Source organism: Pseudomonas sp. A39, assembly GCF_058145955.1.
The window spans coordinates 1-24,734 of the sequence record NZ_JBYVMD010000064.1; the positions used below are offsets into that span (position 1 = coordinate 1).

General features: G+C 61.8%; 26 protein-coding genes. 11 read left to right on the forward strand and 15 right to left on the reverse strand.

The window, feature by feature from the left end; translation table 11 throughout:
- Window positions 1-564: ATP-dependent helicase (locus AC3ZU9_RS28710; RefSeq protein ID WP_490091666.1), on the reverse strand; the 564-nt coding region annotated here is incomplete at its 3' end.
- A gap of 256 nt (window positions 565-820) precedes the next feature.
- Between AC3ZU9_RS28710 and AC3ZU9_RS28715 the strand changes: the two genes are divergently transcribed.
- On the forward strand, window positions 821-2,485 hold the full coding sequence (locus AC3ZU9_RS28715) for a putative bifunctional diguanylate cyclase/phosphodiesterase (RefSeq protein ID WP_015886513.1): 1,665 nt from the start codon (window positions 821-823) through the stop codon (window positions 2,483-2,485).
- Window positions 2,486-2,548: 63 nt separating this feature from the next.
- Here AC3ZU9_RS28715 and AC3ZU9_RS28720 read toward each other — a convergent pair whose 3' ends face one another.
- Window positions 2,549-3,952 carry a NorM family multidrug efflux MATE transporter gene (locus tag AC3ZU9_RS28720; RefSeq protein WP_093542646.1) on the reverse strand — a complete coding sequence of 468 codons (1,404 nt, stop codon included), beginning with the start codon at window positions 3,950-3,952 and terminating at the stop codon, window positions 2,549-2,551.
- 152 nt (window positions 3,953-4,104) lie between these two features.
- On the opposite strand from AC3ZU9_RS28720, the gene AC3ZU9_RS28725 reads away from it, so the two are divergent.
- Together AC3ZU9_RS28725 and AC3ZU9_RS28730 are read left to right on the forward strand one after the other, a co-directional pair.
- A complete protein-coding gene (locus tag AC3ZU9_RS28725; RefSeq protein ID WP_015886511.1) occupies window positions 4,105-5,025 on the forward strand; it encodes a LysR substrate-binding domain-containing protein in 921 nt (306 codons plus the stop codon).
- A 177-nt stretch (window positions 5,026-5,202) separates the two neighbouring features.
- Window positions 5,203-7,179, forward strand: coding sequence for a methyl-accepting chemotaxis protein (locus AC3ZU9_RS28730; protein WP_015886510.1), 1,977 nt, complete (start codon window positions 5,203-5,205; stop codon window positions 7,177-7,179).
- 71 nt (window positions 7,180-7,250) lie between these two features.
- Here the strand turns inward: AC3ZU9_RS28730 and AC3ZU9_RS28735 are convergent, their stop codons facing one another.
- The 3 genes from AC3ZU9_RS28735 to AC3ZU9_RS28745 all read right to left on the reverse strand — a co-directional run bounded on the left by AC3ZU9_RS28735 (window position 7,251) and on the right by AC3ZU9_RS28745 (window position 9,571).
- Window positions 7,251-8,747: a YifB family Mg chelatase-like AAA ATPase gene (locus tag AC3ZU9_RS28735; RefSeq protein WP_015886509.1), complete on the reverse strand. Its 1,497-nt coding sequence runs from the start codon at window positions 8,745-8,747 to the stop codon at window positions 7,251-7,253.
- A 225-nt stretch (window positions 8,748-8,972) separates the two neighbouring features.
- Complete coding sequence (locus AC3ZU9_RS28740) at window positions 8,973-9,245, reverse strand: hypothetical protein (RefSeq protein WP_490091667.1); 273 nt, start codon at window positions 9,243-9,245, stop codon at window positions 8,973-8,975.
- A 65-nt stretch (window positions 9,246-9,310) separates the two neighbouring features.
- On the reverse strand, window positions 9,311-9,571 hold the full coding sequence (locus tag AC3ZU9_RS28745; RefSeq protein ID WP_010207460.1) for an accessory factor UbiK family protein: 261 nt from the start codon (window positions 9,569-9,571) through the stop codon (window positions 9,311-9,313).
- 420 nt (window positions 9,572-9,991) lie between these two features.
- Between AC3ZU9_RS28745 and glnK the strand changes: the two genes are divergently transcribed.
- The 4 genes from glnK to sutA all read left to right on the forward strand — a co-directional run bounded on the left by glnK (window position 9,992) and on the right by sutA (window position 12,772).
- Window positions 9,992-10,330: a P-II family nitrogen regulator gene (gene glnK, locus AC3ZU9_RS28750; RefSeq protein ID WP_002555808.1), complete on the forward strand. Its 339-nt coding sequence runs from the start codon at window positions 9,992-9,994 to the stop codon at window positions 10,328-10,330.
- Window positions 10,331-10,364: 34 nt separating this feature from the next.
- Window positions 10,365-11,705, forward strand: a complete 1,341-nt coding sequence (locus tag AC3ZU9_RS28755) for an ammonium transporter (RefSeq protein ID WP_015886506.1) — start codon at window positions 10,365-10,367, stop codon at window positions 11,703-11,705.
- Window positions 11,706-11,916: 211 nt separating this feature from the next.
- Window positions 11,917-12,342, forward strand: coding sequence for a secondary thiamine-phosphate synthase enzyme YjbQ (locus AC3ZU9_RS28760; protein WP_015886505.1), 426 nt, complete (start codon window positions 11,917-11,919; stop codon window positions 12,340-12,342).
- Window positions 12,343-12,445: 103 nt separating this feature from the next.
- Window positions 12,446-12,772: a dormancy-specific transcriptional regulator SutA gene (gene sutA, locus AC3ZU9_RS28765; RefSeq protein ID WP_015886504.1), complete on the forward strand. Its 327-nt coding sequence runs from the start codon at window positions 12,446-12,448 to the stop codon at window positions 12,770-12,772.
- Between the two features lie 132 nt (window positions 12,773-12,904).
- Here sutA and AC3ZU9_RS28770 read toward each other — a convergent pair whose 3' ends face one another.
- The 6 genes from AC3ZU9_RS28770 to lptM are packed head-to-tail and all read right to left on the reverse strand — an operon-like array spanning window position 12,905 to window position 17,490.
- Window positions 12,905-13,600, reverse strand: a complete 696-nt coding sequence (locus tag AC3ZU9_RS28770) for an HAD family hydrolase (protein WP_122811737.1) — start codon at window positions 13,598-13,600, stop codon at window positions 12,905-12,907.
- A complete protein-coding gene (gene xerC, locus AC3ZU9_RS28775; protein ID WP_010207453.1) occupies window positions 13,597-14,496 on the reverse strand; it encodes a tyrosine recombinase XerC in 900 nt (299 codons plus the stop codon). The genes AC3ZU9_RS28770 and xerC overlap by 4 nt, the downstream gene beginning before the upstream one ends.
- 2 nt (window positions 14,497-14,498) lie before the next feature.
- Window positions 14,499-15,215 (reverse strand): DUF484 family protein, encoded by a 717-nt coding sequence (locus AC3ZU9_RS28780; protein WP_015886502.1) that lies wholly within the window; start codon window positions 15,213-15,215, stop codon window positions 14,499-14,501.
- Between the two features lie 13 nt (window positions 15,216-15,228).
- A complete protein-coding gene (dapF, locus tag AC3ZU9_RS28785; protein WP_015886501.1) occupies window positions 15,229-16,059 on the reverse strand; it encodes a diaminopimelate epimerase in 831 nt (276 codons plus the stop codon).
- Between the two features lie 3 nt (window positions 16,060-16,062).
- Entirely contained in the window at window positions 16,063-17,310 is a 1,248-nt protein-coding gene (gene lysA / locus AC3ZU9_RS28790; RefSeq protein WP_015886500.1) for a diaminopimelate decarboxylase, read from the reverse strand.
- Between the two features lie 9 nt (window positions 17,311-17,319).
- Window positions 17,320-17,490, reverse strand: coding sequence for an LPS translocon maturation chaperone LptM (gene lptM / locus AC3ZU9_RS28795; protein WP_010207449.1), 171 nt, complete (start codon window positions 17,488-17,490; stop codon window positions 17,320-17,322).
- Window positions 17,491-17,728: 238 nt separating this feature from the next.
- Between lptM and cyaY the strand changes: the two genes are divergently transcribed.
- From cyaY to rnk, 3 genes are all read left to right on the forward strand, one after another.
- Window positions 17,729-18,061 carry an iron donor protein CyaY gene (gene cyaY, locus AC3ZU9_RS28800; RefSeq protein ID WP_015886499.1) on the forward strand — a complete coding sequence of 111 codons (333 nt, stop codon included), beginning with the start codon at window positions 17,729-17,731 and terminating at the stop codon, window positions 18,059-18,061.
- Window positions 18,062-18,063: 2 nt separating this feature from the next.
- Entirely contained in the window at window positions 18,064-18,282 is a 219-nt protein-coding gene (locus tag AC3ZU9_RS28805) for a DUF1289 domain-containing protein (protein ID WP_015886498.1), read from the forward strand.
- Window positions 18,283-18,413: 131 nt separating this feature from the next.
- Entirely contained in the window at window positions 18,414-18,824 is a 411-nt protein-coding gene (rnk, locus tag AC3ZU9_RS28810; protein WP_015886497.1) for a nucleoside diphosphate kinase regulator, read from the forward strand.
- Window positions 18,825-18,852: 28 nt separating this feature from the next.
- Here the strand turns inward: rnk and AC3ZU9_RS28815 are convergent, their stop codons facing one another.
- The 3 genes from AC3ZU9_RS28815 to AC3ZU9_RS28825 form a co-directional block, all read right to left on the reverse strand.
- Window positions 18,853-21,693: a class I adenylate cyclase gene (locus AC3ZU9_RS28815; RefSeq protein WP_490091668.1), complete on the reverse strand. Its 2,841-nt coding sequence runs from the start codon at window positions 21,691-21,693 to the stop codon at window positions 18,853-18,855.
- Between the two features lie 167 nt (window positions 21,694-21,860).
- Window positions 21,861-22,115: a TIGR02647 family protein gene (locus AC3ZU9_RS28820; protein WP_010207442.1), complete on the reverse strand. Its 255-nt coding sequence runs from the start codon at window positions 22,113-22,115 to the stop codon at window positions 21,861-21,863.
- Between the two features lie 85 nt (window positions 22,116-22,200).
- The gene (locus tag AC3ZU9_RS28825) at window positions 22,201-22,485 is read right to left on the reverse strand and encodes a hypothetical protein (RefSeq protein WP_010207441.1); all 285 of its coding nucleotides are present in this window, start codon (window positions 22,483-22,485) and stop codon (window positions 22,201-22,203) included.
- A gap of 125 nt (window positions 22,486-22,610) precedes the next feature.
- On the opposite strand from AC3ZU9_RS28825, the gene AC3ZU9_RS28830 reads away from it, so the two are divergent.
- Window positions 22,611-23,270 (forward strand): glutathione S-transferase family protein, encoded by a 660-nt coding sequence (locus AC3ZU9_RS28830; protein WP_046034879.1) that lies wholly within the window; start codon window positions 22,611-22,613, stop codon window positions 23,268-23,270.
- 99 nt (window positions 23,271-23,369) lie between these two features.
- On the opposite strand, the gene argH is transcribed toward AC3ZU9_RS28830, so the two are convergent.
- On the reverse strand, window positions 23,370-24,734 hold a 1,365-nt coding region (gene argH, locus AC3ZU9_RS28835; RefSeq protein WP_490091669.1), incomplete at its 5' end, for an argininosuccinate lyase.

Consider the following 24,734-nt stretch of genomic DNA (forward strand, 5'->3'; position numbering starts at 1 on the left):
CAGGATCAGGTCGTCGAAGTCCACCGCGTTGAACGCCTTGAGCGTGCGCTGGTAGTGGGTGTAGACGATGGCGGCGGTCTGCTCCTTGGGGTTGCGTGCGTTTTCCAGGGCCTGGGCGGGCAGGATCAGGTCGTTTTTCCAGGCGCCGATCATGTTCTTGATCTCATCCACGCCGTCGTCGCCTGCGTATTCCTTTTGCATGATGTCGGTCATCAGCGACTTCACGTCGGTCTCGTCGAAGATCGAGAAGCCCGGCTTGTAGCCCAGCCGCGCATGCTCCTTGCGGATGATGTTCAGGCCCAGGTTGTGGAACGTGCACACGGTGAGGCCACGGCCTTCGCCACCCTTGAGCAGGGTGCCGACGCGCTCTTTCATTTCCCGCGCTGCCTTGTTGGTAAAGGTCATGGCGACGATGTACTGGGCGCGGATGCCGCACTGCTGGATCAGGTGCGCGATCTTGCGGGTGATCACACTGGTTTTGCCGGAGCCTGCACCGGCGAGCACCAATAGAGGGCCGCCGACGTAGTTCACGGCTTCTTGCTGCCGGGGATTGAGTCGGGACATACAGAATTCAGGGAGTCGTTTTTCAAAAGGGCGGGCATTTTAACAGGCTGGCAGGATTCTGCCCTGTCAGAACGACAGTGTGACGTACCACTCGATCTAAATTTGCCGGTTTTGTTACTTTGCCGCAGGATGTGCGGGTTGTTAGAGACTAATGTTTACAGTTCGCGTGTTTGATAACCCCTATCATTGGTGATTATCGGGCCGCACGTCATAATGCCCGTCGCCAACGAAATCTTGCAGAGTCTAGGGAGCTAGCTTGTCTACGCCTGTCGAACCCTTGCGTTTGCTGCTGCTGGCCGATGAGCCCGCGTGGGCAGCGTTATTGCGCGAGTGCCTGGCGCCGATGGGCGATGGGGCTGTGCTGATCAGTGCGCCAAACTGGGAGTCCGTGAGCCGTCTGTTCGATGACGACCACAGCGCCGTGTTGTTGACCACGCCCAGCCTGCAACCCGGCCCCGGCCGTTGCAGCCTGCCGTGTGTGTTGCTGCTGGAGCAGGAACCGCTGGTGTCGCCCCTCGGTGTCAGCGATTGGCTGGTCCGCGATGTATTGGACGCCGATACGTTGCGCCGCTGCCTGCGCCACGTTCGTGAGCGCGGTTTGCTGGAAAACACGCTGCAACGCCTGGCCGAGCAGGATCCGCTCACCGGTATCGCCAACCGCCAGGGCTTTCAGACCCTGCTGGCTGCGCGGCTGGCCGAGAATGACGGGCGCGGCCTGGCGCTGGGCCACCTGGACCTCGATAACTTCCGCCATGCCAACGACGCCCTCGGCCACCAGGCCGGCGACCGGCTGATCCTGCAAGTGGTCTCGCGGCTCAAGAGCCAGCTGGAGGCAGGGGATCAACTGGCGCGCCTGGGCAGCGATGAATTCGCCCTGTTGATCGACACCCGCCGTGCCCCCCAGCGCGCCGAGTGGATGGCCGAGCGCATCACCGAGGTCATGGCCGAACCTTACTGGGTGGATGGTGAAAGCCTGCTGATCGGTTGCAGCCTGGGTGTGGCGCATGCCCGCGCCCGCGCCGGTGCCGACCCATTGATGTGGCACGCCCATATCGCCATGCAACAGGCCAAGAGCACCCAGGGCTGTACCTTTCATATCTTCAACGAGCGCATCAACCGCAATGCGCGCAGCCTGGCCGACCTGGAAAGTGAACTGCGCCGTGCCTTGCGCCGTGATGAATTGGAGCTGCATTACCAGCCGCGCCTGGACCTCGACGATGGGCATATCGTCGGTCTCGAGGCCCTGGTGCGCTGGCGCCATGGCGAGCGTGGCCTGTTGCCGCCCAGCGAGTTCGTGCCCCTGGCCGAGCAAAGCGGCTTGATCGTGCCGTTGGGCTACTGGGTCATCTCGCGGGCCCTGCGCGACATGCAAGACCTGCGCGAACGCGGCCTGCCGCCGCTGCACATGGCGGTCAACCTGTCGTTCCGCCAATTCCAGGACAGCCAGTTGCTCTCGACCCTCAGCCGGCTGATTGCCGAGCGTGGCGTGGAGGCGCAGTGGCTGGAGTTCGAACTCACCGAAACCGCCGTGATGCGCCGCAGTGATCTGGTCAAGCAGACCATGGACGCCCTCGGCCGCCTCGGTGTGCGGTTTTCCCTGGATGATTTCGGCACGGGTTTCTCTTCGTTCGTGCACCTCAACAGCCTGCCGATTGCCTTGTTGAAGATCGACAAGAGCTTCGTCGGCGGCATGGAAGAGCGCGAGGAAAACCGCAAGCTGGTGCATGCCATGATCAACTTGGCTCACAACCTCAACCTGGAAGTGGTCGCCGAAGGTGTGGAAACGCCGGAGCAGTTGGCGCTGTTGCGGTTGTTCGGCTGTGATCAGGCCCAGGGTTACCTGATCAGCAAGCCGTTACCGTTGCCGGAGCTTGTGGACTACCTGACCTTCGGCAAAAGCCAGCAAGCGCTGCTGGGCTGAGGTGCGAACCCAATCAACATGTGGGAGGGGGCTTGCCCCTTCCACATCAACCGAGCAGGGCTTTTAGTCTGCCTGTGCGGCTTGAAATGAGCCTAGAGGGTCAGGCTCTTGCCGAATCATGCGCTTCATCTTCGCCTCAAATGCCCAGGTCAGGCTCACTGCCGCGCACGCCAGGCCCAGTGCCAGACCCCACCACACGCCGGTCGGCCCCCAGCCGAGGGTGAAGGCCATCAGCCAGGCCGATGGCGCACCAATCAACCAATAGCAGCCCGCGCCGATCAGAAAGGTGGTCTTGGCGTCTTTCAGCCCACGAATGCAGCCCATGGCGATGGTTTGCACGCCGTCGAACAGCTCGAACCATGCCGCCACCGCGAGCAGGCTGACGGCCAGGACGATGACGTCATGGAACGCCGGGTCGTGGTGGTCGATGAGCAGTCCGATCAGCGGATCGGAAAACAGCCATAACACCACGGCAAATCCCAACATCACCGCCGCACCAAATCCTATGCCGACACGCCCTGCCAGGCGTGCCTGCAGTAACTGCCCGGCGCCGTAATGCTGGCCGATGCGCATGGTCACCGCGTAGGACATCCCCGCCGGCACCATGAACGCCACCGAGACGATCTGCAGCGCAACCTGATGCGCGGCCAACTGTGTGCTGCCCATGGTGCCCATGCACAACGCCGCAAAGGCAAACAACCCGACTTCAACGGCATAGGTGCCGCCAATCGGCAGGCCCAGGCGCCACAGCTCACGCAGGTACTGGGTATTGAGGCGCAGCAGGCCAGTGCTGAGCGGGTAGGCTGCATAGGCACGGTTCCTGTGGATGTACCCCATCAGCGCCAACGCCATGCCGTTGGCGACGACGGCGGTGACCAGGCCGATGCCCATCAGGCCCAATTTCGGCAGGCCGAACATGCCTTCGATCAACGCGTGGTTGAGCAGGTAGTTGGCCACCGCGCCGCCGAGGCTGATGACCATCACCGGCTTGGCTTTGCCAATTGCGCTGGTGAAGCCGCGCAAGGCCATGAAGCTCAGGAAACCGGGCAGTGCGAATGGCAGGATCGTCAGGAATTGCCCGGCCGAGTGAACATTGGTTTCGGTCTGGCCAAACATCAGCAGCAACGGCTTGAGGTTCCACAGCAGCAAACCGGCCGCCAAGGCCATCAGCCAGGCCAGCCACAGCCCGGCCTGGGTCAGGCGGGTGGCGCCCTCGATATCGCCCGCGCCTTGACGGATGGCCACCAGGGTACCGACGGCAGCAATCACGCCGATGCAGAAAATCGACACGAACGAATAGCTCGCCGCGCCCAGCCCACCGCCGGCCAGGGCTTCGGGGCTCAGACGGGCCATCATCAGGGTGTCGGTCAGCACCATCAGCATGTGCGCCAACTGTGAGGCAATCAACGGCCCTGACAGCCGCAGAATGGCCCAGAGTTCGGTACGTGCCGGATGCTGCATGATCATCACACTCGAAAATTCGCAGGGGGGGGGAAGGGTGGATTCTCGGCGCTCTCAGTGCATTGCACAAAGGGATAAATGCGATCGTTCGCATGATTAAAACTCATGCTTGCTTGATTCTGGTAGGGTTTGCGCATTGCGCTGTCGGAGCTTTTCCTATGTCCCGTCGTCTTCCTCCGCTTTATGCCTTGCGTGCATTTGAAGCCGCCTCTCGACACAACTCCTTCACCCGCGCAGCGGAGGAGCTGTCCATTACTCAAAGTGCGGTGAGCCGGCATATCCGCACGCTGGAAGAGCATTTCGCCTGCCGCCTGTTCCAGCGCAGCGGCCGCACCTTACAGCTCACCGAGGCCGCGCGCCTGCTGCTGCCCGGCGTGAGGGAAGGCTTTGCTGCGCTGGAACGGGCCTGTCATACCTTGAACGCTGAAGATGACATCCTGCGTATGAAGGCGCCGTCGACCCTGACCATGCGTTGGCTGCTGGCGCGGCTCAGTCGCTTCCGGGCGCTGCAGCCGGGCAATGAGGTGCAACTGACCAGCGCCTGGATGAGCGTGGACGAGGTGGACTTCAACCAAGAACCGTTCGACTGCGCGGTGCTGCTGAGTTACGGGCATTTCCCGGCCGACTGGGAGGCCAGTTATCTATTTCCGGAATTGCTGATCCCGGTAGGCGCGCCGAACCTGCTGGAAGATGGGCCCTGGGATGCAGCACGCCTGGCCACCGCCGAATTGCTGCACCCCACCCCTGACCGTCGCGACTGGCGCAATTGGTTGGAGCGCATGGGGTTGTCATCCCAAGTGTCGCTCAAGGGTGGGCAGGTATTCGATACGCTCGAACTGGGCATGATCGCCGCCGCGCGGGGCTATGGCGTGTCCATGGGCGACCTGTTGATGGTGGCCGAAGACGTGGCCCAAGGGCGGTTGAGCCTGCCGTGGCCAACCGCCGTGGCCAGTGGCGAAAATTACTACCTGGTCTGGCCGAAAACCCGCCCCGGCGGCGAGCGTTTGCGGCGCTTGGCGGAGTTTCTCCAGGCAGAAGTCAAGGCCATGGCATTGCCCGAGGTCGAACGTCTCGATTGAGTGCCGGCAGGCCGCTCCTGCAATCGTTTGCGCGATGTCCCGGTGATGCGCTCAAGTATTGGCTCTGCCCGCCGAAGTAGGTGTGTTGGAACCATCGTGCACCAACGTTACCCACTAGATAATTTGCCGAGCAGCGCTATGAGATCAGGATGATCCTGGCCTCGGCCAGGAGCCATCATGTCTCAACCTCGCGCCCGGATTGCCTCCCAGCTTGGTATCGCGTTAGCTGTGATCCTTGCTGTTGCCATTGGTGGCAGCACTGTTTTTGCCCTGCGTTCGCTCGACACCGCCAACCTCGCGACCCGTGAGGAACACTTGGCCAGCGAGGCGCGCTTGCTCGCCGACCAGCTCAATACGTTTCACAGCACCTTGCGTGAGAGTACACAGCGCCTGACGGGGCTTTTCGAGAAGCGCTTCAGTGCCGGCTTGCGCGTACAGGCAGATCAACCTGTTGCCGTCGCGGGTGTACAGACCCCGAGCTTGTACCTGGGCAGCGATCTGCTGAACAACAACTTCGATAAAGTCGACGAGTTCAAGCAGATGTCCGGCGGTGTGGCGACGGTGTTCGTGCGCAGCGGCGACGACTTCATCCGCGTCAGCACCTCCCTGACCAAACAGGACGGCAATCGCGCCATCGGCACTGTGCTTGACCGCAATGGGCCGGCCTATTCGCGTGTGTTCAGTGGGCAGACTTACATCGGCCGCGCAGTGTTGTTCGATCGCTCCTACATGACTCAATACAGCCCGGTGCGCGACGCCAGCGGCAAAGTCATTGCGGTGCTGTTCATCGGTTTTGACTACACCGACGCGCAGAATGCCCAGTTCGAAAACCTGAAACGCTTCCGTATCGGCCAAACGGGTTCCCTGGCGTTGCTGGACGAGCAAAAGCGCTGGCTGGTACCACCGGCCGGCGTGCAGGCGCCGGACCAAGCGGTGCCGGTGATGTCGGACCTGGCCAAGACCCCCGGTACGGGGCGCTTCTGGGCGGATAAAACCGAGGACTTCTACAGCGTGTCGGTGCCCTTCGAAGGCGGGCCGTGGGCTGTGGTCGCAAGCATGCCCAAAGCGGAGATTCGCTCGGTGACGTGGGATGTCGGCATTCGCCTGGTGATCGGCAGCGTGCTGGCCATGCTGCTGGCCGTCGGCGCAACGGTCTGGCTGCTGCGCAGCAAACTCGCGCCGTTGAGTGACCTTGTACGCCAGGCCGAAGCCTTGGGCGCGGGTGATTTGAGCGCGCGTCTGAACGTGTCCAGCCATGACGAAATCGGCCAGTTGGCACGCAGCTTCAATCAGATGGGGGAAGCGCTGTCGACCATGGTCTCGCATATCCGCAAGGCGGCTGAAGAGGTCAACAGCCGCGCCCAGGCATTGTCCGGTCTGTCCGGCGGTGCCTACGAAGGCATGGAGCAGCAGTCCGGCGAGATCACCAGCATGGCCGGCGCGGTAGAAGAGTTCAGCGCCACGTCGCTGAACATCGCCGACAACATGGGCGCCACGGAACGCCTGGCCCAGGAAAACGCCCAGCAAACCCGTATCGGCCGTAACTCGATGCAAGAAGCCTCGTCGTCCCTCGAACATATCGCGACCTCGTTGAACAGCACGGCCACGGTGATCAACACCCTGGGCCAACGCTCCCAGGAAATTGGTGGGATCGTCGGTGTGATTACCTCGATCGCCGAACAGACCAACCTGCTGGCGCTCAACGCTGCGATCGAAGCCGCCCGGGCCGGTGAGCAAGGCCGGGGTTTCGCCGTGGTCGCCGACGAAGTACGCAACCTGGCTTCGCGCACCCGTCAGGCCACCGACGAGATCTCTGGGATGATCCAGAGCATCCAGCACGAAACCGGCAACGCCATCAGCACCATGGAACACGGCAACGCGCTGATGCAGGAAGGCCTGTCACGCAACGCCGACGTGGCGTCGGCGTTGGCACGTATCGACGAGCAAAGCCGCTCGGCCGGTCAACAGTTCGCGGCGATCACCACCGCCACCCAGGAACAGAGCAGCACCGCGACCTTGCTCAGCAGCAATTTGCAGAGCATTGCGCTGGCCAACAGCGAGCAGCGCGAAGTGGTGTCGAACCTGGCGATCACCGCCAAGGAACTGGAAACCCTGGCGGCGGGCTTGCGGCATGAGGTGGATCGGTTCCGCTGAAACCGGCCCTTCAGGCGCAGTTGATCAAGTGTGGGAGCAAGCCCTCTCCCGCATCAGGTTCTGCGCCAGGCTCAAGTGATCGCCGCCGGGCGGTATTGCAAGGCCTCCTTCAGATGGTCGCGCGTGATGGCATCTCCCTGCTCCAGATCCGCCAGGGTCCGCGCCACCTTGAGCAGCCGATGCGCCGCACGCAGCGACAGGGTCAATCGCTCGCAGGCGGTCTCCAGCCAGCCTTCATCGACCTTTGCCAGCGTGCAGTGACGGCGTAGCCCAGGCAGGTCAAGGAAGGCATTCGCGCAGCCCTGACGCCGCAACTGGCGTTCCCGTGCCTCGGCTACCTCTGCCGAGGCCTTCGCTGTGGTATCGCCGGCCTGCTGGATTGGATTCAGCGCAGTGGTTTCCCGAGCAACGGTCAGGTGCAGGTCGATGCGATCCATCAACGGCCCGGACAGCTTGTTGCGATAGCGCTGAATTTGCTCCGGCGTACAACGACAGCGCCCACTGGGTTCACCCAGGTAGCCGCAGGGGCAGGGGTTCATGGCCGCCACCAGTTGAAAGCGCGCCGGGAAACTCACTCGGTCACGGGCGCGGGAAATCACGATATGCCCCGACTCCAAGGGTTCACGCAGTACCTCCAGCACTTTGCGATCAAATTCCGGCAGCTCATCCAGGAACAGCACCCCGTGATGGGCCAGGGTGATCTCCCCCGGCTGCGGTTTCGAGCCGCCTCCCACCAGCGCTGGTCCTGAGGCGGAATGGTGTGGCTGGCGAAACGGCCGGTGCGGCCAATGGCTCAGCGGCGCCAGGCTGACGACCGACTGAATCGCAGCCACTTCCAACGCCTCCTGTTCACTCAGGGGGGGCAACAACCCCGGCAGTCGGCTGGCGAGCAACGTCTTTCCCGTGCCCGGCGGCCCGCTGAACAACAGGTTATGCGCGCCCGCCGCTGCGATCAGCAGCGCGCGCTTGGCCGCCAATTGGCCCTGGACTTCACTCAGGTCTGGATACGGCTTATTCAAGTACAGCAAGCCGTCGGACTTATACGGTTCAATCGGCACATGCCCATTCAAGTGCGCCACCACCTGCAGCAAGTGATCCACCGCGATCACCTTCAACCCTGAAGCCAGGCACGCCTCCTCGGCATTCGCCCGCGGCACTATCAGGGTACGCCCGGCCTTGCGTGCCGCCAATGCGGCCGGCAACACACCTTTCACCGCCCGGACTTCACCGGACAGCGCCAGCTCCCCAAGGCACTCCACGTCATCGAGCATCAGCGCCGGCACCTGCACACTGGCGGCCAGGATCCCCAGGGCAATCGCCAAGTCAAAACGCCCACCGTCCTTGGGCAAGTCGGCGGGCGCGAGGTTGAGGGTGATGCGGCGGGACGGGTATTGAAGCGCGGAGTTGAGGATCGCGCTGCGCACGCGGTCCTTGCTTTCCTTGACCGCCGTTTCCGGCAAGCCCACCAGCGTCAGCGACGGCAGACCATTGGCCATGTGCACTTCGACGGTGACGGCAGGGGCTTCGACGCCGATCTGGGCGCGGCTGTGGACAATGGCGAGGGACATGCTCGTTCCTTGAAAGGGAGGGCCGCTTGCTGCGGCTTTTCAAAGGTAGTCGAGGGATTGCAGGTGCAAGGGAGCAGACTTTTACAGGACGTATCAACGTGCAAAGGCGCTGGGGTATTTGGCCAGGTAGGCATCGTTGAGTTGTGTGTCGGGGGCGCGCATGAACGTGCGCAAATCAGGGATCAGGAACACCCGCAACGACAAGCCCGTCATCATTGCACCCAACTACGTGATGCTCAGCGCGATGCCTAACTGAGCGATCAGGCCGTTCATGGCGAAACTGCTCCCCAACAGTGCAAAGCCCGCCGCGACGCAGAGGTTGCGGGGCAGGCGGTTGGCGAGCCGGCCCAGGATCGGCCCGAGCAGAATGGGAATGGACGACAGCATGCTTTTGGTGCGCAGTGCCAGGGAGAACTGATCGTCGTCTGCAAACAGCGGAATGATCGACGATTGCAACGGGTCGCATACGCCGGCGACGGCGCTGCTGAGCAGCATCACGCCCCGACGCTAGCGGATAGAGCAACCATCAACAGCGCGGTCAGCAGGCTGGCCATGGAGGCCGGTTATTCGCCTGCTGGCGTCAACCGTGCTTCAAGCTCCGCTACCTTCGCCTCCAGGCTCTCCAGGCGTGCGCGCGTACGGGCGAGCACCACCATCTGGCTGTCGAATTCTTCCCGGCTGACCAGGTCGAGCTTGCTGAAGCCGCTCTGCAGCAACGCCTTGAACTGGCTTTCGATTTCATTGCGGGGCAGGGGGGTGTCACCGCTGAACAGGCGAGAGGCGTGGCCGCTCAGGGCGTCGAGGAGGTCTTTGGGCGCGAGCATGGGAAATATTCCGGAAAACTGTTGGCCGGCAGTGTATCACGCAGCGTCTATAGTCTTTTCGTGACCCGGGCGCACGCTTTTCGCGCAGGGGGCTGGGCGGTGGCGCACTGTTTTTGTGCGCATTGTGGTCGCCAGCACTGGCGCTGGGTCGGCATAAGTGGGCAAAGGACTGATTTCAGTGATTTTTACGGAGCTGGCAAGGTTTCTGCTTAGACGATCATGACCCATGCACTGATGCAGTCGCTGTGACGAATGCAGTGCGCCGACGGATCAGGGGTACAGGTTTCGTCACCAGTGGTTCGCTGGCGTCGCAAAGGCAAATGCCGAGGCGACGATGCGTTACAAAGCCAGGCACTGCGCTTAGACTTGAGACGGGTTTGTTTTCCTGGGGCAAGTCCACCAATTCGGGAGAGAGTTTTCATGAAGCTAGTCACTGCCATCATCAAGCCGTTCAAGTTGGACGATGTACGCGAGTCGTTGTCCGAGATCGGCGTGCAGGGCATTACCGTTACTGAGGTCAAAGGCTTCGGTCGGCAGAAGGGTCACACCGAGCTGTACCGCGGCGCGGAATACGTGGTCGATTTCCTGCCGAAGGTGAAGATTGATGTCGCCATTGACGACAAGGATCTTGACCGGGTTATCGAGGCGATAACCAAGGCCGCCAACACCGGCAAGATTGGTGACGGCAAGATCTTCGTGGTCAATCTGGAACAGGCTATTCGCATCCGTACCGGCGAAACCGATACCGACGCAATCTAAGCCGCCAAACCCCAACGCCCCAGGAGAAAACAATATGACTCTGCGTAAATTCGCAGGGCTCGGAGCCCTGTTGTCCATCGTAATGCCAAGCCTGGCCATGGCGGCAGACGAAGTGGCTGCTCCAGTCCTCAATTCCGGCGACACCGCCTGGATGCTGACCGCCACCGCCTTGGTGCTGTTCATGACCATCCCGGGCCTGGCGCTGTTCTACGGCGGCATGGTTCGTTCCAAAAATATTCTGTCGGTGATGATGCAGTGCTTCGCCATCACTGGCCTGATCAGCATCCTGTGGGTCGTCTACGGTTACAGCATCGCGTTCGATACGACCGGGATGGAGCAGGGCGTCGTCAACTTCAATTCCTTCTTCGGCGGCATGGGCAAGGCGTTCCTGGCGGGCGTTACCCCGGCCAGCATCACCGGGCCTGCGGCGCTGTTCCCGGAAGCCGTGTTCATCACCTTCCAGATGACCTTCGCCATCATCACCCCGGCGCTGATCGTCGGTGCTTTCGCCGAACGCATGAAGTTTTCGGCGATGCTGATCTTCATGGCCATCTGGTTCACCCTGGTCTATGCGCCGATCGCGCACATGGTCTGGAGCGGTAACGGTGGCCTGATGTGGGACTGGGGCGTGCTGGACTTCGCCGGCGGCACCGTGGTTCACATCAACGCCGGTGTGGCTGGCCTGGTGGCGTGCCTGGTGCTCGGCAAGCGCAAAGGCTTCCCGACCACGCCCATGGCCCCGCACAACCTTGGTTACACCCTGATCGGTGCCGCCATGCTGTGGATCGGCTGGTTCGGCTTCAACGCCGGTTCTGCCGCTGCCGCTAACGGCACCGCCGGCATGGCGATGCTGGTCACCCAGATCGCTACCGCTGCGGCGGCGTTGGGTTGGATGTTTGCCGAATGGATCACCCACGGTAAGCCAAGCGCACTGGGCATCGCCTCGGGTGTGGTGGCGGGTCTGGTTGCGATCACTCCGGCTGCGGGCACCGTAGGCCCGATGGGCGCGCTGATCATCGGCCTGGCGGCGGGTGTCGTGTGCTTCTTCTGCGCAACGACGCTGAAACGTAAACTGGGCTACGACGATTCCCTGGACGCCTTTGGTGTACACGGTATCGGCGGTATCCTCGGTGCGATCCTGACCGGTGTCTTTGCTGCACCATCGATGGGTGGCTTCAACGCGGCGACCACTGATATCGCGGCCCAGGTCTGGATTCAGTGCAAAGGCGTCGGCTTCACCGTGATCTACACCGCCATCGTGACCTACATCATCCTCAAGGTGCTGGACATGGTTATGGGCCTGCGGGTCACCGAAGAAGAAGAGGCTGTCGGCCTCGACCTGGCACAACACAACGAGCGCGGCTACAACTTGTAAGTACGCGAAAAAAAGATGCCCGGCTCGCCGGGCATTTTTTTGCCTGGCGTTTGTCAGTCATAACAAGCTGTACCGGTTTTCGCCTCAAGTTTGTGATGGGGCGCACACGGCACTTTTCTGCGTGCGAATGTCTTACAGCCATGTAGGCGTATTCGGCACTTTGTTTTTTCCCAGAGCGCGCTAGAATGCGCGCCGATGGGCGGAGAACTGTATGTGGCAACAGACCCTGATTACTCTGCGGGCCAAGCCCCGGGGCTTTCACTTGGTGACCGATGAGTTGCTGGCCGGCTTGCCTGAATTAAGGGCCTGCCGCGTGGGCTTGTTGCATCTGTGGCTGCAGCACACCTCGGCCTCGTTGACCGTCAACGAGAATGCCGATCCGGCGGTTCGCCGTGACTTCGAACGTTTTTTCAACTCGCTGGTGCCGCAAGGCCTTGCAGGGTTTGAACACAACGACGAAGGTCCGGATGACCTGCCGGCGCACTTCAAGGCCAGTCTCCTGGGCTGCCAGCTGAGTTTGCCGGTGAAGGCCGGCCGCTTGGCGATGGGGACCTGGCAAGGTGTTTATCTGGGCGAGCACCGTGATCATGGCGGTGCTCGTAAAGTCCTCGCCACCTTGCACGGTGATGGGGCATAAGCCACTGGTTATCCGGTGGATGTTGATTTTTTTCCAGCCGCCGTCGACAGAGGGTGAAGCTGGGCTATAACTAATCTGCTTTTCGCAAGTCATGAGGTAGAACATGAGCGACGATGATCTGGAAAACGACGAACTCGAAGTAGGTGACGAAGACGACACCGAAGAAGGTCTTGAAGCGGCGGCGGAAGACGTTGCTGACGACGACGGTGGCGATGATGCACCTGTCCCGGCTGCCAAAGGCAAAGCCAAGGCAGCGGTGTCGGTAGATGAATTGCCGAGCGTTGAAGCCAAGAACAAAGAGCGTGATGCCCTGGCCCGTGCGATGGAAGAATTCCTCGCTAAAGGCGGCAAAGTGCAGGAAGTCGAGGCTAACGTGGTGGCAGACCCACCGAAGAAGCCGGATAACAAGTACGGCAGCCGACCTATCTGAGGTCAGTCACCTGCTTGTAAGAAAAAGCCCGCCGTCGCTGCGGGTTTTTTCATGCCTGATGATTTGTTTGAGCCTTGTGGTGATGCAAATGTGGGAGTGGGCAAGCCCCCTCCCACATTTGGATCTTCGGTGTTACTGCCAGCTCTGCAGCAATGGCGGCAACTCGTTCAGGCTGCGAATCTGCGCATCCGGGTGCTTTTCCCCTTCCCAGGCTTTACCCGTCGGGTTAAACCACACCGCCCGCAGCCCGGCCTGCTGCGCCCCGGCAATGTCATCGCCTGGGTGATCGCCCACATGCACCGCCGCCCCGGCCTCCACGCCACCGCGCTGCAACGCCTCCTGAAACAAGCGGGCATCCGGCTTGGCGATGCCGATATCTTCGGCGCGCAGGGCAAAGTGAAAGTAATCCGCCAGGCCCACGCGCTGCACATCGGCATTGCCGTTGGTGATCACCCCGAGCAAAAAGTGCTGGCGCAGGGCTTGCAGCATCGGCTCGGCTTCTGGGAATACCGTGAGCTGGTGCCGCGCGTGAATGAATGCCTCAAAGCACACATCCGCCATTTGCGTGGCTTCAGGCTGTGGATAACCGGCTTCTTCAAACGCATGCATCAACACTCGGTGGCGCAGGATGCTGATGCGGTGTTTGAGTTCTGGATGACGTTGCAGCACCTGCTGGCGCAGGCTGGCGAAATGCTCCAGGGGCAGGTCGCCGACCTTGGACGCGTTTGCCGCCAGCCATTCGCGCATCGACGCCTCGGCGCTGATGATGACAGGTACGTTGTCCCAGAGCGTGTCGTCCAGGTCGAAGGTGATCAGCTTGATACTCATGAGTCGCCGCCCTTGATGCGTTTGGCCCGTGGATGGGCGCTGTCATACACCGTTGCCAGGTGTTGGAAGTCCAGATGGGTGTAGATCTGTGTGGTCTTGATGTCGGAGTGGCCGAGCAGCTCTTGAACCGCGCGCAGGTCTTGGGAAGATTCCAGCATATGGCTGGCAAAAGAGTGTCGCAGCATGTGTGGGTGCAGGTTCTGCCCCAACTCGCGCTCGCCGGCGGCCTTGACCCGCACCTGAATCGCGCGTGGCCCCAGGCGGCGGCCTTGTTGGCTGACAAACACCGCGTCATCCGCCGGGTTGGTCAGCAGGCGCAGCGGCAGCCACAGCTGCAAGGCTTCCCGCGCTTTGCGGCCCACCGGCAGGACGCGGGTCTTGCTGCCCTTGCCGAGCACCTGCACCAGGCCGTCGGCGAGGTCCAATTGATCCAGGTTCAGGCCGGTCAGCTCTGACAAACGCAAACCCGAGGAATAGAACAGCTCCAGGATCGCCTGGTCGCGATGAGCGAGGAAGTCGTCCTCGACGGCGCCATCCAGCAATTGCAGGGCGCGGTCAGTGTCCAGGGTCTTGGGCAGGCGTCGCTCACCCTTGGGCGGCGACAGGCCGTTGGCCGGGTCGTGGTCGCAGAGGCCTTCACGGTTAAGGTAATGATAGAGCCCGCGCACCGCCGAGAGCAGGCGCGACAGGCTGCGCGAGGACTGGCCGGCCTGGTGCAGGCGCGCGATCAGGCTGCGCAGGCTCTGGATGTCCAGGGCTTTCCAGCTGCTGATCTGTTGTTTCTCGCAGTACGCCAGGACCTTGTTCAAGTCCCGTCGGTAGGCTTCCAGGGTATGGGGCGACACCTGGCGCTCGTTGCGCAGGTGAGCGCAGTAAGCGTCCAGTTGCCGTTCCATCGCTAGCGCACCGCGCGCAGGGCGGTGGTGAAGCGCGGCAGGACGCGGCCCAGCACTTCGGCGATGTAGGTCAGGAACAGCGTGCCGACTGAGCTTTTATAGTGCTGAGGATCGCGGCTGGCGATGGCCAACACGCCGTGCAGGCCCTGATGGCTGAGGGCGACCACGGCGGTGGAGCCGATCTGCTTGCGCTGTTCAGCGCCAAACAGGAAGTCCAGTTCATGCTCACGCAAGGTGCCGCTGATGGTCTTGCCTTCGGACAGCAGTCCGCCGATGGCGGTTTGTGCATCGCTGCCGCTGACCCAGCGGCCCACCGGCATCGGGTTGTCGCTGAACAGGATCAGGCTCACGAATGGCACCTGGAAGTCCTGACGCAGGCTGTCTTCCACGGCGATCACCGTTTCTTCCAGGCTGGTGGCGTCCATCAGGGTCAGAATCAGGCGACGGGTTTTCTCGAACAGGCGGTCGTTGTCGCGGGCAACGTCCATCAAGTGCGAGAGCTTGTGGCGCATTTCGATATTGCGCTCACGCAGGATCTTCATCTGCCGCTCCACCAGCGACACCGTATCGCCGCGTTGATGGGGGATGCGCAGTGCCGGCAGCAACTCTTCGTGCTCGACGAAGAAGTCCGGATTAGCCTCAAGATACGCCGCGACGGTAGCGGCCTCCAGGCTGTCGCTCGGGATTGCTTGTGCGGGTACTTGAGGCTTATCGGTCATTGGCTTGACTCACTCATAGACGGACCTGTCCTTCGTATACGCGCGAGGCCGGCCCGGTCATCATCACCGGGTGGCCAGGGCCTGCCCACTCGATGGACAAGCGTCCACCGGGCAGGTCGATCAGCAGCGGCGAATCCATCCACCCCTGGCTGATCGCGGCCACGGCAGCGGCGCAAGCACCGGTACCGCAGGCCTGGGTTTCGCCGGCGCCGCGTTCCCACACACGCAATTGCGCGCGGGTACGGTCGATCACCTGCAGGAAGCCCACGTTGACCCGTGCCGGAAAGCGCGGGTGGTGTTCGATCTTCGGCCCCCATTCATGCACGGGCGCGTTGTTGATGTCGTTGACACGCAGCACAGCGTGGGGATTGCCCATGGACACGGCGGCGATGTCGACGGTCTTGCCGTCGACGTCCAGCGCATAGCTGACAGCCTGCTCGGTGGCCTCGAACGGAATGTCCGCCGGCACCAGGCGTGGCGCGCCCATGTTGACGCTGATCTGGCCGTCGCTGCGGATATCCAGCTCGATCACGCCGCTCTTGGTCTCGACGCGGATCTGCCGTTTGGCGGTCAGGCGCTTGTCCAGCACGAAGCGCGCGAAGCAGCGCGCGCCGTTGCCGCACTGCTCCACTTCGGAACCGTCGGAGTTGAAGATCCGGTAACGGAAATCCACCTCCGGGTTGCTTGGCGCTTCGACGATCAGCAATTGATCAAAACCGATGCCGGTGTGACGGTCGCCCCACTGTTTAGCGTGTTTGGGCAGAATATGCGCGTGCTGGCTGACCAGGTCGAGGACCATGAAATCATTGCCCAGCCCGTGCATCTTGGTAAAACGCAGCAGCATGGCTTACTCCGGCAGCAGGCTTTCGCCAGCATACAACTCGGCTACCGTCTCGCGGCGACGCACTTCGAACGCTTGATCACCGTCCACCAGCACCTCGGCGGTACGCCCGCGGGTGTTGTAGTTGGAACTCATGACAAACCCGTAGGCACCGGCCGAATGCACGGCCAGCAGATCGCCTTCTTCCAGGGCCAGCTGACGATCCTTGGCCAGGAAGTCGCCGGTCTCGCAGATCGGGCCGACGATGTCATAGGCGCGGGCTTCGCTGTTGCGAGGCGTCACGGCGGTGACATTCATCCAGGCCTGGTACAGCGCGGGGCGGATCAGGTCGTTCATCGCCGCATCGACGATGGCGAAATCCTTGTGTTCGGTGTGCTTGAGGTACTCGACCTGGGTCAGCAGCACGCCCGCGTTGGCGACGATATAACGGCCCGGCTCGAACATCAGCGTCAGGTCGCGGCCTTCGATGCGCTCGCGCACGGCTTGGATATAGTCGGCAATCAGCGGCGGCTCTTCATCGCGGTAACGCACGCCCACACCGCCACCCAGGTCGATGTGGTGCAGGTAGATGCCGCATTCGCCCAGGCGGTCGATCAGCGCCAACAGGCGGTCGAGCGCATCCAGGAACGGAGGCAGGCTGGTCAGTTGCGAGCCGATATGGCAGTCGACGCCCAACACTTCCAGGTTCGGCAGTTGCGCGGCGCGGATGTACACGTCTTCGGCGTCGGCAATGGCGATGCCGAACTTGTTCTCTTTGAGACCGGTGGAAATGTAAGGGTGGGTGCCGGCGTCGACATCCGGGTTGACGCGCAGGGAGATCGGCGCACGAACGCCCATCTCGGCGGCCACCCCTTGCAGGCGCTCCAGCTCGTCGGTGGATTCGATGTTGAAGCAGTGCACGCCGACTTCCAGGGCGCGACGCATGTCTTCGCGGGTCTTGCCTACACCGGAGAAGACGATCTTGTCAGCCTTGCCGCCGGCAGCCAGTACACGTTCCAGCTCGCCACGGGAGACGATGTCGAAACCAGCGCCCAGGCGCGCCAGGACATTCAGTACGCCCAGGTTGGAGTTGGCCTTGACCGCGTAGCACACCAGGTGCGGCACGCCATCGAGCGCGTCGGTGAAGGAGCGGTACTGGGCTTCGATATGCGCACGCGAGTACACATAGGTCGGGGTACCAAAGCGCTCGGCAATCGCGGACAACGCCACGCCTTCCGCGAACAGCTCGCCGTCCCGGTAGTTAAAAGCGTCCATGGAGTACCCTTATTCGTAGGTGTCGTGCTTATGCGCTTTGGAAGGTTTTTGCGACGATTGCGCCTGTTCATTCGGGTCTTTGCTGTCATCGGGCAGGTACAGCGGGCCTTTTTGACCACAGGCACTAACGAGGCAAGCGACCGCGACGAGCGCAGCAAGGGAAGAGATCAGGCGCTTCATGGCGAAATCCTTGAATATGCATTAATTGCGCCCGAGTATACCGACCACCCGCCAGCTTGCCTATGCGCCGGAATACCCGTCCGGCGGGGCTTTGCCGAGACAGTCGGGAAGCGGACTACGCTGGTTGAGGATATTTCACGCCGTCAATCGCGTTGAAATCGGTATCCTTTGCAATCGGCGGGGCTCGCCCGTATCGTGCGGCGCTTGAGCAAAACCAGACACTTTTGAGGTTGCCACAATGAGTTTGACCGAAGCCCGTTTTCACGACCTGGTGGATTCGACCCAGCAGGCGCTGGAAGATATTTTCGACGACAGCGGCCTGGACGTGGACCTGGAAAACTCGGCCGGCGTGCTGACCGTCAAGTTCGAGAGCGGCCAGCAGTTGATCTTCAGCCGCCAGGAGCCGTTGCGTCAGCTGTGGCTGGCTGCGCGTTCCGGCGGCGTTCACTTCGACTACGACGAAGAAAGCGGCAAATGGCAGTGCGACAAGAGTGAAGAGCTGCTGAGTGAAATGCTCGCGCGCCTGGTCAGCGAGTACACCGGCGCCGACCTGGATTTCGACGAGATCTGACCGTGACCCAGCCTGCACCTGTCCGCCCGCCCAAGCCGCTGTTCAGCAATGTCAGCCCGGCGGTGCCGTCACCTTGTATCAGTTTGTGTCGCCTGGACGAGCAGAAAGTCTGCCTCGGCTGCTTCCGCCACGTGGAAGATATCCGTGAATGGCGCTCTGCCGACGATGCCCGGCGCCGGGTGATCTGTGCCGAGGCCGAGCAGCGCCGGGCCCACGCCTGAGGCTGTCTTGTTTATTTGTGACGCTGTGGTAGTGTCCGGGTACGCCTCAACTCATCGAGGCCCGTGAGAACCCCGCCTTTTCCTGGCGGGGTTTTGCTTTTTTGTGCAGAAAAAAGGAGTCTGCCTCAATCATGACCGCACCTTCCATCATTCTTACCCGTCTCGACGTGCAGCGTCTTGAGCAACTGATCGACCGTGTAGGCGAGGACTCGCCGGGTGTCGAAGCCCTTCAGCACGAACTCGACCGCGCCGAAGAAGTGGTTGGCCACGATGAAGTGCCTGCAACGGTCGTGACCATGAATTCCAGTGTGCATTGCCGCGAGCAAGGCAGTGGCAAGGACTACCACCTGACGTTGGTTTACCCCAAGGACGCCAACGCCGATGAAGGCAAGATCTCGATCCTGGCCCCGGTGGGCAGTGCGTTGCTCGGCCTAAAGGTCGGCCAGCATATCGATTGGCCTGCACCGGGCGGCAAGACCCTCAAGCTCGAACTGCTGAGTGTCGAAGGCCAGCCAAAAGACGGCGGTGCCTTCTCGCTTTAGGTGCCTTCTCGCTTTAAAAGGCAGCGTGCTAAATCTGGCTCAGCGCCTCGTTGAGCGACAGCTCCAGCTCGGCCTTGTAACGCAGGTACAGGTTGCTCGGGCTTTGCACATCGCCGAGCAGGCCGGACAGGTCCAGGTCAGTGATGTAGCAGCGGTAACGCTCGGTCTCCCGGCGTTGCCCGACGATTTCCTGGGCGACCACTGCAAACAGCTGGTCGCCAAATTCCAGCTCGGAAAACTCCCGCTGATTGCAGTACAGGGTAATCCCCACCTGACCCGGCGCCGCTTTGCCGATAATCGCCTGTACGTCATAAAACGGTTTGTTTGCCGGGTTCAGCGGCGCCGGTCGAGGCTCGATGCCGCGCGCGCGACCGCTGCCCGCAGGCAATAGTTGGTAATACAAGATGTGCACCGCGCCCAGCGGCTCTTGCGGGTCCAGCGGCGACAGCGCGTCGCGGCGATAAATGATCGACTGTAAAAAACGCTGCAAAGGCGCCAACAGGCTCTGTTCATCATGGAACGGCAAGCGCTGCTGCCAGAGCGCGTTGAATTCATCCAACACATACAGCTCGGCGAAGCCTTCGTTGACCCGGTAGAACACCTGCACGCTATCGGCCTGGCCCATGGGTAACAGCAGCGCCAGGTCGTGGTCTTCCAGGGCCATGGCGTCCAGGTGCAGCGGGCTGTAGCTGGCCAGTTCTTCGCTGAGGTAGGCGATCAGCGCATCCTGGGTCGGCAGCGACACATGGGTGGCTTGGCCCGGCATCAGTTCCATCACATGATAGTGCTGCTGCACCTGGAGCAGATAGCGGTGGTTGCCCTGGCCCAGCAGCAGGTTCTGCGCGGTGTCGAAGATTTCTTCCACCCGCTGTGCAATGAATTGCGCACGGTTGTGGCAGAAGCAGCGCACTCGCAGGCGTGGCAGGTGGTCCGGCGGTAACTGGTTGAGGTAATCGCGCAGGCAGTCGAGCAAGGCATGGGGGCCGTCATAGCGGCTGACCATCACCTCGTTCCAGCTATTGAGCGTGACCTGGTCCAGGGTCAGCACCAGGTTATCGCGCACACCGGCATAGCTCAGGGAATCGGTGCGCTCGGTGGTCATCAGGATATTCAGGTCACGGTGATGCTTGAGCGGGTCGACGCCGACGTTGATCAGCAGCAACACTTCCTCGGGCACTGCCGAGCGCAGCAAGCGGTCTTCATCCACGCTGGCCAGGGGCAGGGCGATGGTCTGTTGCAGGCTGCCCAGCAGGTTGAACAGCTCGAATTCAGTCATGTCGCTGGTGCCGGGGTGCAAGGCCAGGCGCGTGCTGCTGTCGATCACGCCGTTGCGATGGCACCAGGTGAGCATTTCCAGCAGATCGCGGCTGCGTTTGATCGGCGCGAAATGCTCCCATTCCAGGGCTGTCAGGTTACCGTTGTACAGGCCCCAGTGGTGCTGGCCCGGCTCCTTGCGGTTGGGCGATTGCACCAGGGTCAGCGTGTCTTCGGCCAGGTCCGGGGCGATGCCGGGGTTGATGAACTCGACTTTGCCGGCCTTGCGCTCGAACGCGGCGTACAGGCGCCGCCCCAGCACATTGAGGTCGCGTTTGTTGATCAGGCTGACGGTCTGTTCGGTGCGGGCGAACTGGGTCAGGAAGCGATAGCTGTAATTGAGCTCGCTGACCAGCGCCCGGCGCTCCGAGGCCACCTGGCGCACTTTCCATTGGCTGCGGCTGTCGAGCAGCGTCAATTGGCGCTGGTCCCAGCCCCATTCGTGGGCCAGACGCTCCAGCAGCAGTCGTTGCCAACTGGTGGTGCGCTGGCCGGCGCTGAGCTTGCGGTTGACCTTCAGGTACAGCGCGCGTCGCACCAGCTCCAGGCGCTCGGGTTCATTGCGGGCCTTGAGGTATTCCTCGATACGGCGGTACACCACCATGTACGGGTCCAGCTCATCCAGGTCCATCTGGTTGGCGAATACCGCACGCTTGAAGCGCAGGCTCAGGCAGTGCACGTTCGGGTGTTCGCTGGCGTAGACCTCGGTCAGCAGCAGCTTGAGCACGGATTTGTAGGGCGACTCGATGCCCTTGAACAATTGCCACAGCCCGGCGCCGATGAATTCGCCCGGGGGAATGCGTGCCAGATGGCCGAGGTCCAGGGTTTCATCGGCACGGATAAAACGCTTGGAAATCAGCGTGTGGGTGAACTCGGCATAGTGGGTCTCTTCGTACACCGGCACCAGCCACCAGATCGGCGTACGCCCGGCGAGCCAGATGGCGGTGCGGTAGAACTCGTCCAGCAGCAGGTAATGCTGGGTGGTGCCGCAGTCATCGGAGCTCAGTTGAGTGTCGCGCTCGCCGAGCACAAAGCGTGTCGGCTCGATCAGGAAGAAATGCGCCTCGGCGCCCATGGTCAGGGCCCAGGCTTCCAGCAACTGACATTTTTTGCGCAGTTCGGCCAGTTCACTCTCACTCAGGTCGGCGGCGTGGCAGACCCACACATCCATGTCGCTCTGGTCGGCTTGGGCCAGGGTGCCAAGGCTGCCCATCAGGAACAGGCCGTGGATCGGTCGCGGCGGGTTGCCGTGGCGTGGCTTGTAGGAGAACGAGCGGGTCAGGCGCTGGGCTTCTGCCAGGGCTTGGGTGTCGGGTTCGAAATTCGACAGGCCTGCCGGCGTGCTGCCCGACACATAACCGGGCAGCAGCGGGTGGTTGACGTGGAAGAACAACGGCAACAGGGTCAGCACGCTTTGCTGGCGGGGTGTCAGCCCCTCGACGGCCCGGGCCATGCGCCCTTCGTTGAGGGCCATGAAACGCGCGCGCAATTGAGCCAGCACCTTACGGTCGATGCCTTCGTCCAGGTCGGGGCGGATTTCATGGGTGCGGGTCATGTCGAACTCGGTGGCTCGCAGGGCCCGACGTGGGCGGCCGTGTAGGAGTTTACAGCCAGTAGCGTAGGAGGTTTAGAGGGAAATAGATTTTGACGTCAGAATTTTCGCACTTCCGCAGCAACGCCCCCGGAATCCGCAAGAGGCGGACTCCATGGGCGGTATAGGTATCAGGCGGCTTCTTTGGTAGTGGCAGTGGTCAAGATAGTCAGCAGGGTCTGGGCCTGCTCTGCGGCGTCCCGGCCAAGGCTGGTCAGGTAGCCCCCGTCCGGCTGGTCGATAAGTCCTTTCGCGTGGAGGCGTTTGGCAGCGGCGATGGCAGTAGGCGCGGCGGTCTGGTGGACTTTCAGACCTTCTTTAGTGCTGTCCAATGGGAAGAGTACAAGGATTTCCAGTTCGGCAACCAACTCAGGGGTATACGACATAAGGACTCCAGACTTTCTAAGAATTTATTAGAGGCTAGCAGGCCATAAGGTGAACGCACTTTGCCGAACTGTCCAGTAGGAGCAATTATTGCTTTTCAGGCGGCAATTCCGGCAAGGCGCGCAGTGCAGTTTCATACCATTCGGTATTGAAGGCACGGTCTTCTTCCAGCAATGCGTCGATCTCGACAGCCAGCACGTGAGCCATCAGTTGCAGGATCTCTTCACGCTCGTAGCCCACCAGGGTCAGCTTGTTGAACGTGGCCTTGGCCGCTGGTGGGTTTTCGCTTTCGATCTGGTTCTCGATCGCTTCGATCAGGGTGGTTTCGGCGAATTCTTCTTCGTCGTTGTCGATATCGGTCGGCTCGCTCATGGCAGGCTCCTCAAGGAAAGGGCGCCAGTCTACCCCCATTCAGGCGGGTGATGCTGCTGGCACGGCCAGGCGGGGGGCGCTATAACGCTTGCAGCCAACCCCGCACACGGCCTGGAGGCTTTGCGATGCTCAAGCTTTACGGATTTTCGGTCAGCAACTACTACAACATGGTCAAGCTGGCGCTGCTGGAGAAAGGGTTGCCGTTCGAAGAGGTGCCCTTTTATGCCGGGCAAACCCCAGAGGCCTTGGCTGTCAGCCCGCGCGGCAAGGTGCCGGTGCTGGGCGTGAAGCAGGGGTTTATCAACGAGACCAGCGTGATCCTCGAATACATCGAGCACACCCAGGAGGGCCGTGCGCTGCTTCCGGCCGAGCCGTTTCAGCGTGCTCAGGTGCTGGCGTTATGTCGCGAGATTGAGCTGTATATCGAACTGCCTGCCCGTGCATGTTTCGCCGAGGCGTTTTTTGGAATGCCGGTGGCGGAGGCGATCAAGGAGAAGTCCAAGGCCGAGTTGTTGTTGGGTTTTGGTTCGTTGGGTCGGCACGGCAAGTTCGCGCCGTATGTGGCGGGGGAGAGCTTCACGATTGCGGATTTGTATTTCATGTACAGCGTGAACCTCGCCTGTGCGGTGGGCGAGAAGCTGTTTGGACTGGATGTGCTGGATGGAATGCCGGCGGCCAAGGCGTTGCTGGAAAGGTTGCATGCCATGCCAAACGCCCAGAAAGTGGCGGCAGACAGGGAGGCGGCGATGCCGGCGTTTATGGCGATGATCGCGGCCAAAAAGTGATCAAGTGTGGGAGGGGGCTTGCCCCCGATAGCAGAGTGTCAGGCAACACGTGTGCTGGCTGGCACACCGCTATCGGGGGCTTGCCCCCTCCCACATTTTTCAGCGGCTAGCCAGTAAAGCCTGGCCGCGCAACACAGCTGCTTTCACCTGCGCCGGCGCAGTACCGCCGATGTGATTGCGGGCATTTACCGAGCCTTCCAGGGTCAGCACGGCAAACACGTCCTGCTCGATCTGGTCGCTGAACTGACGCAGTTCTTCCAGGCTCATTTCCGCCAAGTCCTTGCCGGTGTCCACGCCGTACTTCACCGCGTGACCAACGATTTCGTGGCAGTCGCGGAACGGCAGGCCACGGCGTACCAGGTAGTCCGCCAGGTCGGTCGCGGTGGAGAACCCGCGCAGCGCCGCTTCACGCATGATCGCGTGCTTGGGCTTGATCGCCGGGATCATGTCGGCAAATGCGCGCAGCGAGTCGCGCAGGGTGTCGGCGGCGTCGAACAACGGCTCCTTGTCTTCCTGGTTGTCCTTGTTGTAGGCCAGTGGTTGGCCTTTCATCAGGGTCAGCAGGCCCATCAAGGCGCCGAATACGCGGCCACTCTTGCCACGCACCAGCTCGGGCACGTCGGGGTTTTTCTTTTGCGGCATGATCGAGCTGCCGGTGCAGAAGCGGTCCGGCAGGTCGATGAACTGGAATTGCGCGCTGGTCCACAGCACCAGCTCTTCGGAGAAGCGCGACAGGTGCATCATCGCGATGCTGGCGGCGGCGCAGAATTCGATGGCGAAGTCACGGTCCGACACACCATCCAGCGAGTTACCGCCGACGGCGTCGAAGCCCAGCAATTGCGCGGTGTACTCGCGGTCGATCGGGTACGTGGTGCCGGCCAGCGCGGCGCTGCCCAATGGCATGCGGTTGGCGCGCTTGCGGCAGTCCACCAAGCGTTCATAGTCGCGACTGAGCATTTCGAACCAGGCCAGCAAGTGGTGGCCGAAGGTCACGGGTTGCGCGGTCTGCAGGTGAGTGAAGCCGGGCATGATGGTGTCCGACTCACGCTCTGCCTGTTCCAGCAGGCCTTTCTGCAGGCGGGTGATTTCGCCCAGGATCAGGTCGATTTCATCACGCAGCCACAGACGGATATCGGTGGCGACCTGGTCGTTACGGCTACGGCCGGTGTGCAGTTTTTTGCCGGTCACACCGATGCGGTCGGTGAGGCGGGCTTCGATGTTCATGTGCACGTCTTCCAAGTCGACGCGCCAGTCAAACGTGCCGGCTTCGATCTCGCCACGGATGGTGTTGAGGCCGTCGATGATGCTGTCGCGCTCGGCGTCGGTCAGCACGCCGACCTTGGCCAGCATCGTCGCGTGGGCGATGGAGCCCATGATGTCATGGCGGTACAGGCGCTGGTCGAAGGTGACGGAGGCGGTGAAGCGGGCGACGAAGGCGTCGACGGGTTCACTGAAGCGGCCGCC

Coding starts and splice junctions, on each gene's coding strand:
- AC3ZU9_RS28745 (WP_010207460.1), bottom strand. CDS start 9,571: ATGCTCGCGCCCAAAGACCTCCTCGACGCCCTGAGCGGCCACGCCTCT.
- AC3ZU9_RS28830 (WP_046034879.1), top strand. CDS start 22,611: ATGCTCAAGCTTTACGGATTTTCGGTCAGCAACTACTACAACATGGTC.
- AC3ZU9_RS28755 (WP_015886506.1), top strand. CDS start 10,365: ATGACTCTGCGTAAATTCGCAGGGCTCGGAGCCCTGTTGTCCATCGTA.
- glnK (WP_002555808.1), top strand. CDS start 9,992: ATGAAGCTAGTCACTGCCATCATCAAGCCGTTCAAGTTGGACGATGTA.
- lysA (WP_015886500.1), bottom strand. CDS start 17,310: ATGGACGCTTTTAACTACCGGGACGGCGAGCTGTTCGCGGAAGGCGTG.
- AC3ZU9_RS28825 (WP_010207441.1), bottom strand. CDS start 22,485: ATGAGCGAGCCGACCGATATCGACAACGACGAAGAAGAATTCGCCGAA.
- lptM (WP_010207449.1), bottom strand. CDS start 17,490: ATGAAGCGCCTGATCTCTTCCCTTGCTGCGCTCGTCGCGGTCGCTTGC.
- dapF (WP_015886501.1), bottom strand. CDS start 16,059: ATGCTGCTGCGTTTTACCAAGATGCACGGGCTGGGCAATGATTTCATG.
- AC3ZU9_RS28780 (WP_015886502.1), bottom strand. CDS start 15,215: ATGACCGATAAGCCTCAAGTACCCGCACAAGCAATCCCGAGCGACAGC.
- AC3ZU9_RS28720 (WP_093542646.1), bottom strand. CDS start 3,952: ATGATCATGCAGCATCCGGCACGTACCGAACTCTGGGCCATTCTGCGG.
- AC3ZU9_RS28760 (WP_015886505.1), top strand. CDS start 11,917: ATGTGGCAACAGACCCTGATTACTCTGCGGGCCAAGCCCCGGGGCTTT.
- xerC (WP_010207453.1), bottom strand. CDS start 14,496: ATGGAACGGCAACTGGACGCTTACTGCGCTCACCTGCGCAACGAGCGC.
- cyaY (WP_015886499.1), top strand. CDS start 17,729: ATGAGTTTGACCGAAGCCCGTTTTCACGACCTGGTGGATTCGACCCAG.
- AC3ZU9_RS28815 (WP_490091668.1), bottom strand. CDS start 21,693: ATGACCCGCACCCATGAAATCCGCCCCGACCTGGACGAAGGCATCGAC.
- AC3ZU9_RS28735 (WP_015886509.1), bottom strand. CDS start 8,747: ATGTCCCTCGCCATTGTCCACAGCCGCGCCCAGATCGGCGTCGAAGCC.
- rnk (WP_015886497.1), top strand. CDS start 18,414: ATGACCGCACCTTCCATCATTCTTACCCGTCTCGACGTGCAGCGTCTT.
- AC3ZU9_RS28730 (WP_015886510.1), top strand. CDS start 5,203: ATGTCTCAACCTCGCGCCCGGATTGCCTCCCAGCTTGGTATCGCGTTA.
- sutA (WP_015886504.1), top strand. CDS start 12,446: ATGAGCGACGATGATCTGGAAAACGACGAACTCGAAGTAGGTGACGAA.
- AC3ZU9_RS28770 (WP_122811737.1), bottom strand. CDS start 13,600: ATGAGTATCAAGCTGATCACCTTCGACCTGGACGACACGCTCTGGGAC.
- AC3ZU9_RS28820 (WP_010207442.1), bottom strand. CDS start 22,115: ATGTCGTATACCCCTGAGTTGGTTGCCGAACTGGAAATCCTTGTACTC.
- AC3ZU9_RS28725 (WP_015886511.1), top strand. CDS start 4,105: ATGTCCCGTCGTCTTCCTCCGCTTTATGCCTTGCGTGCATTTGAAGCC.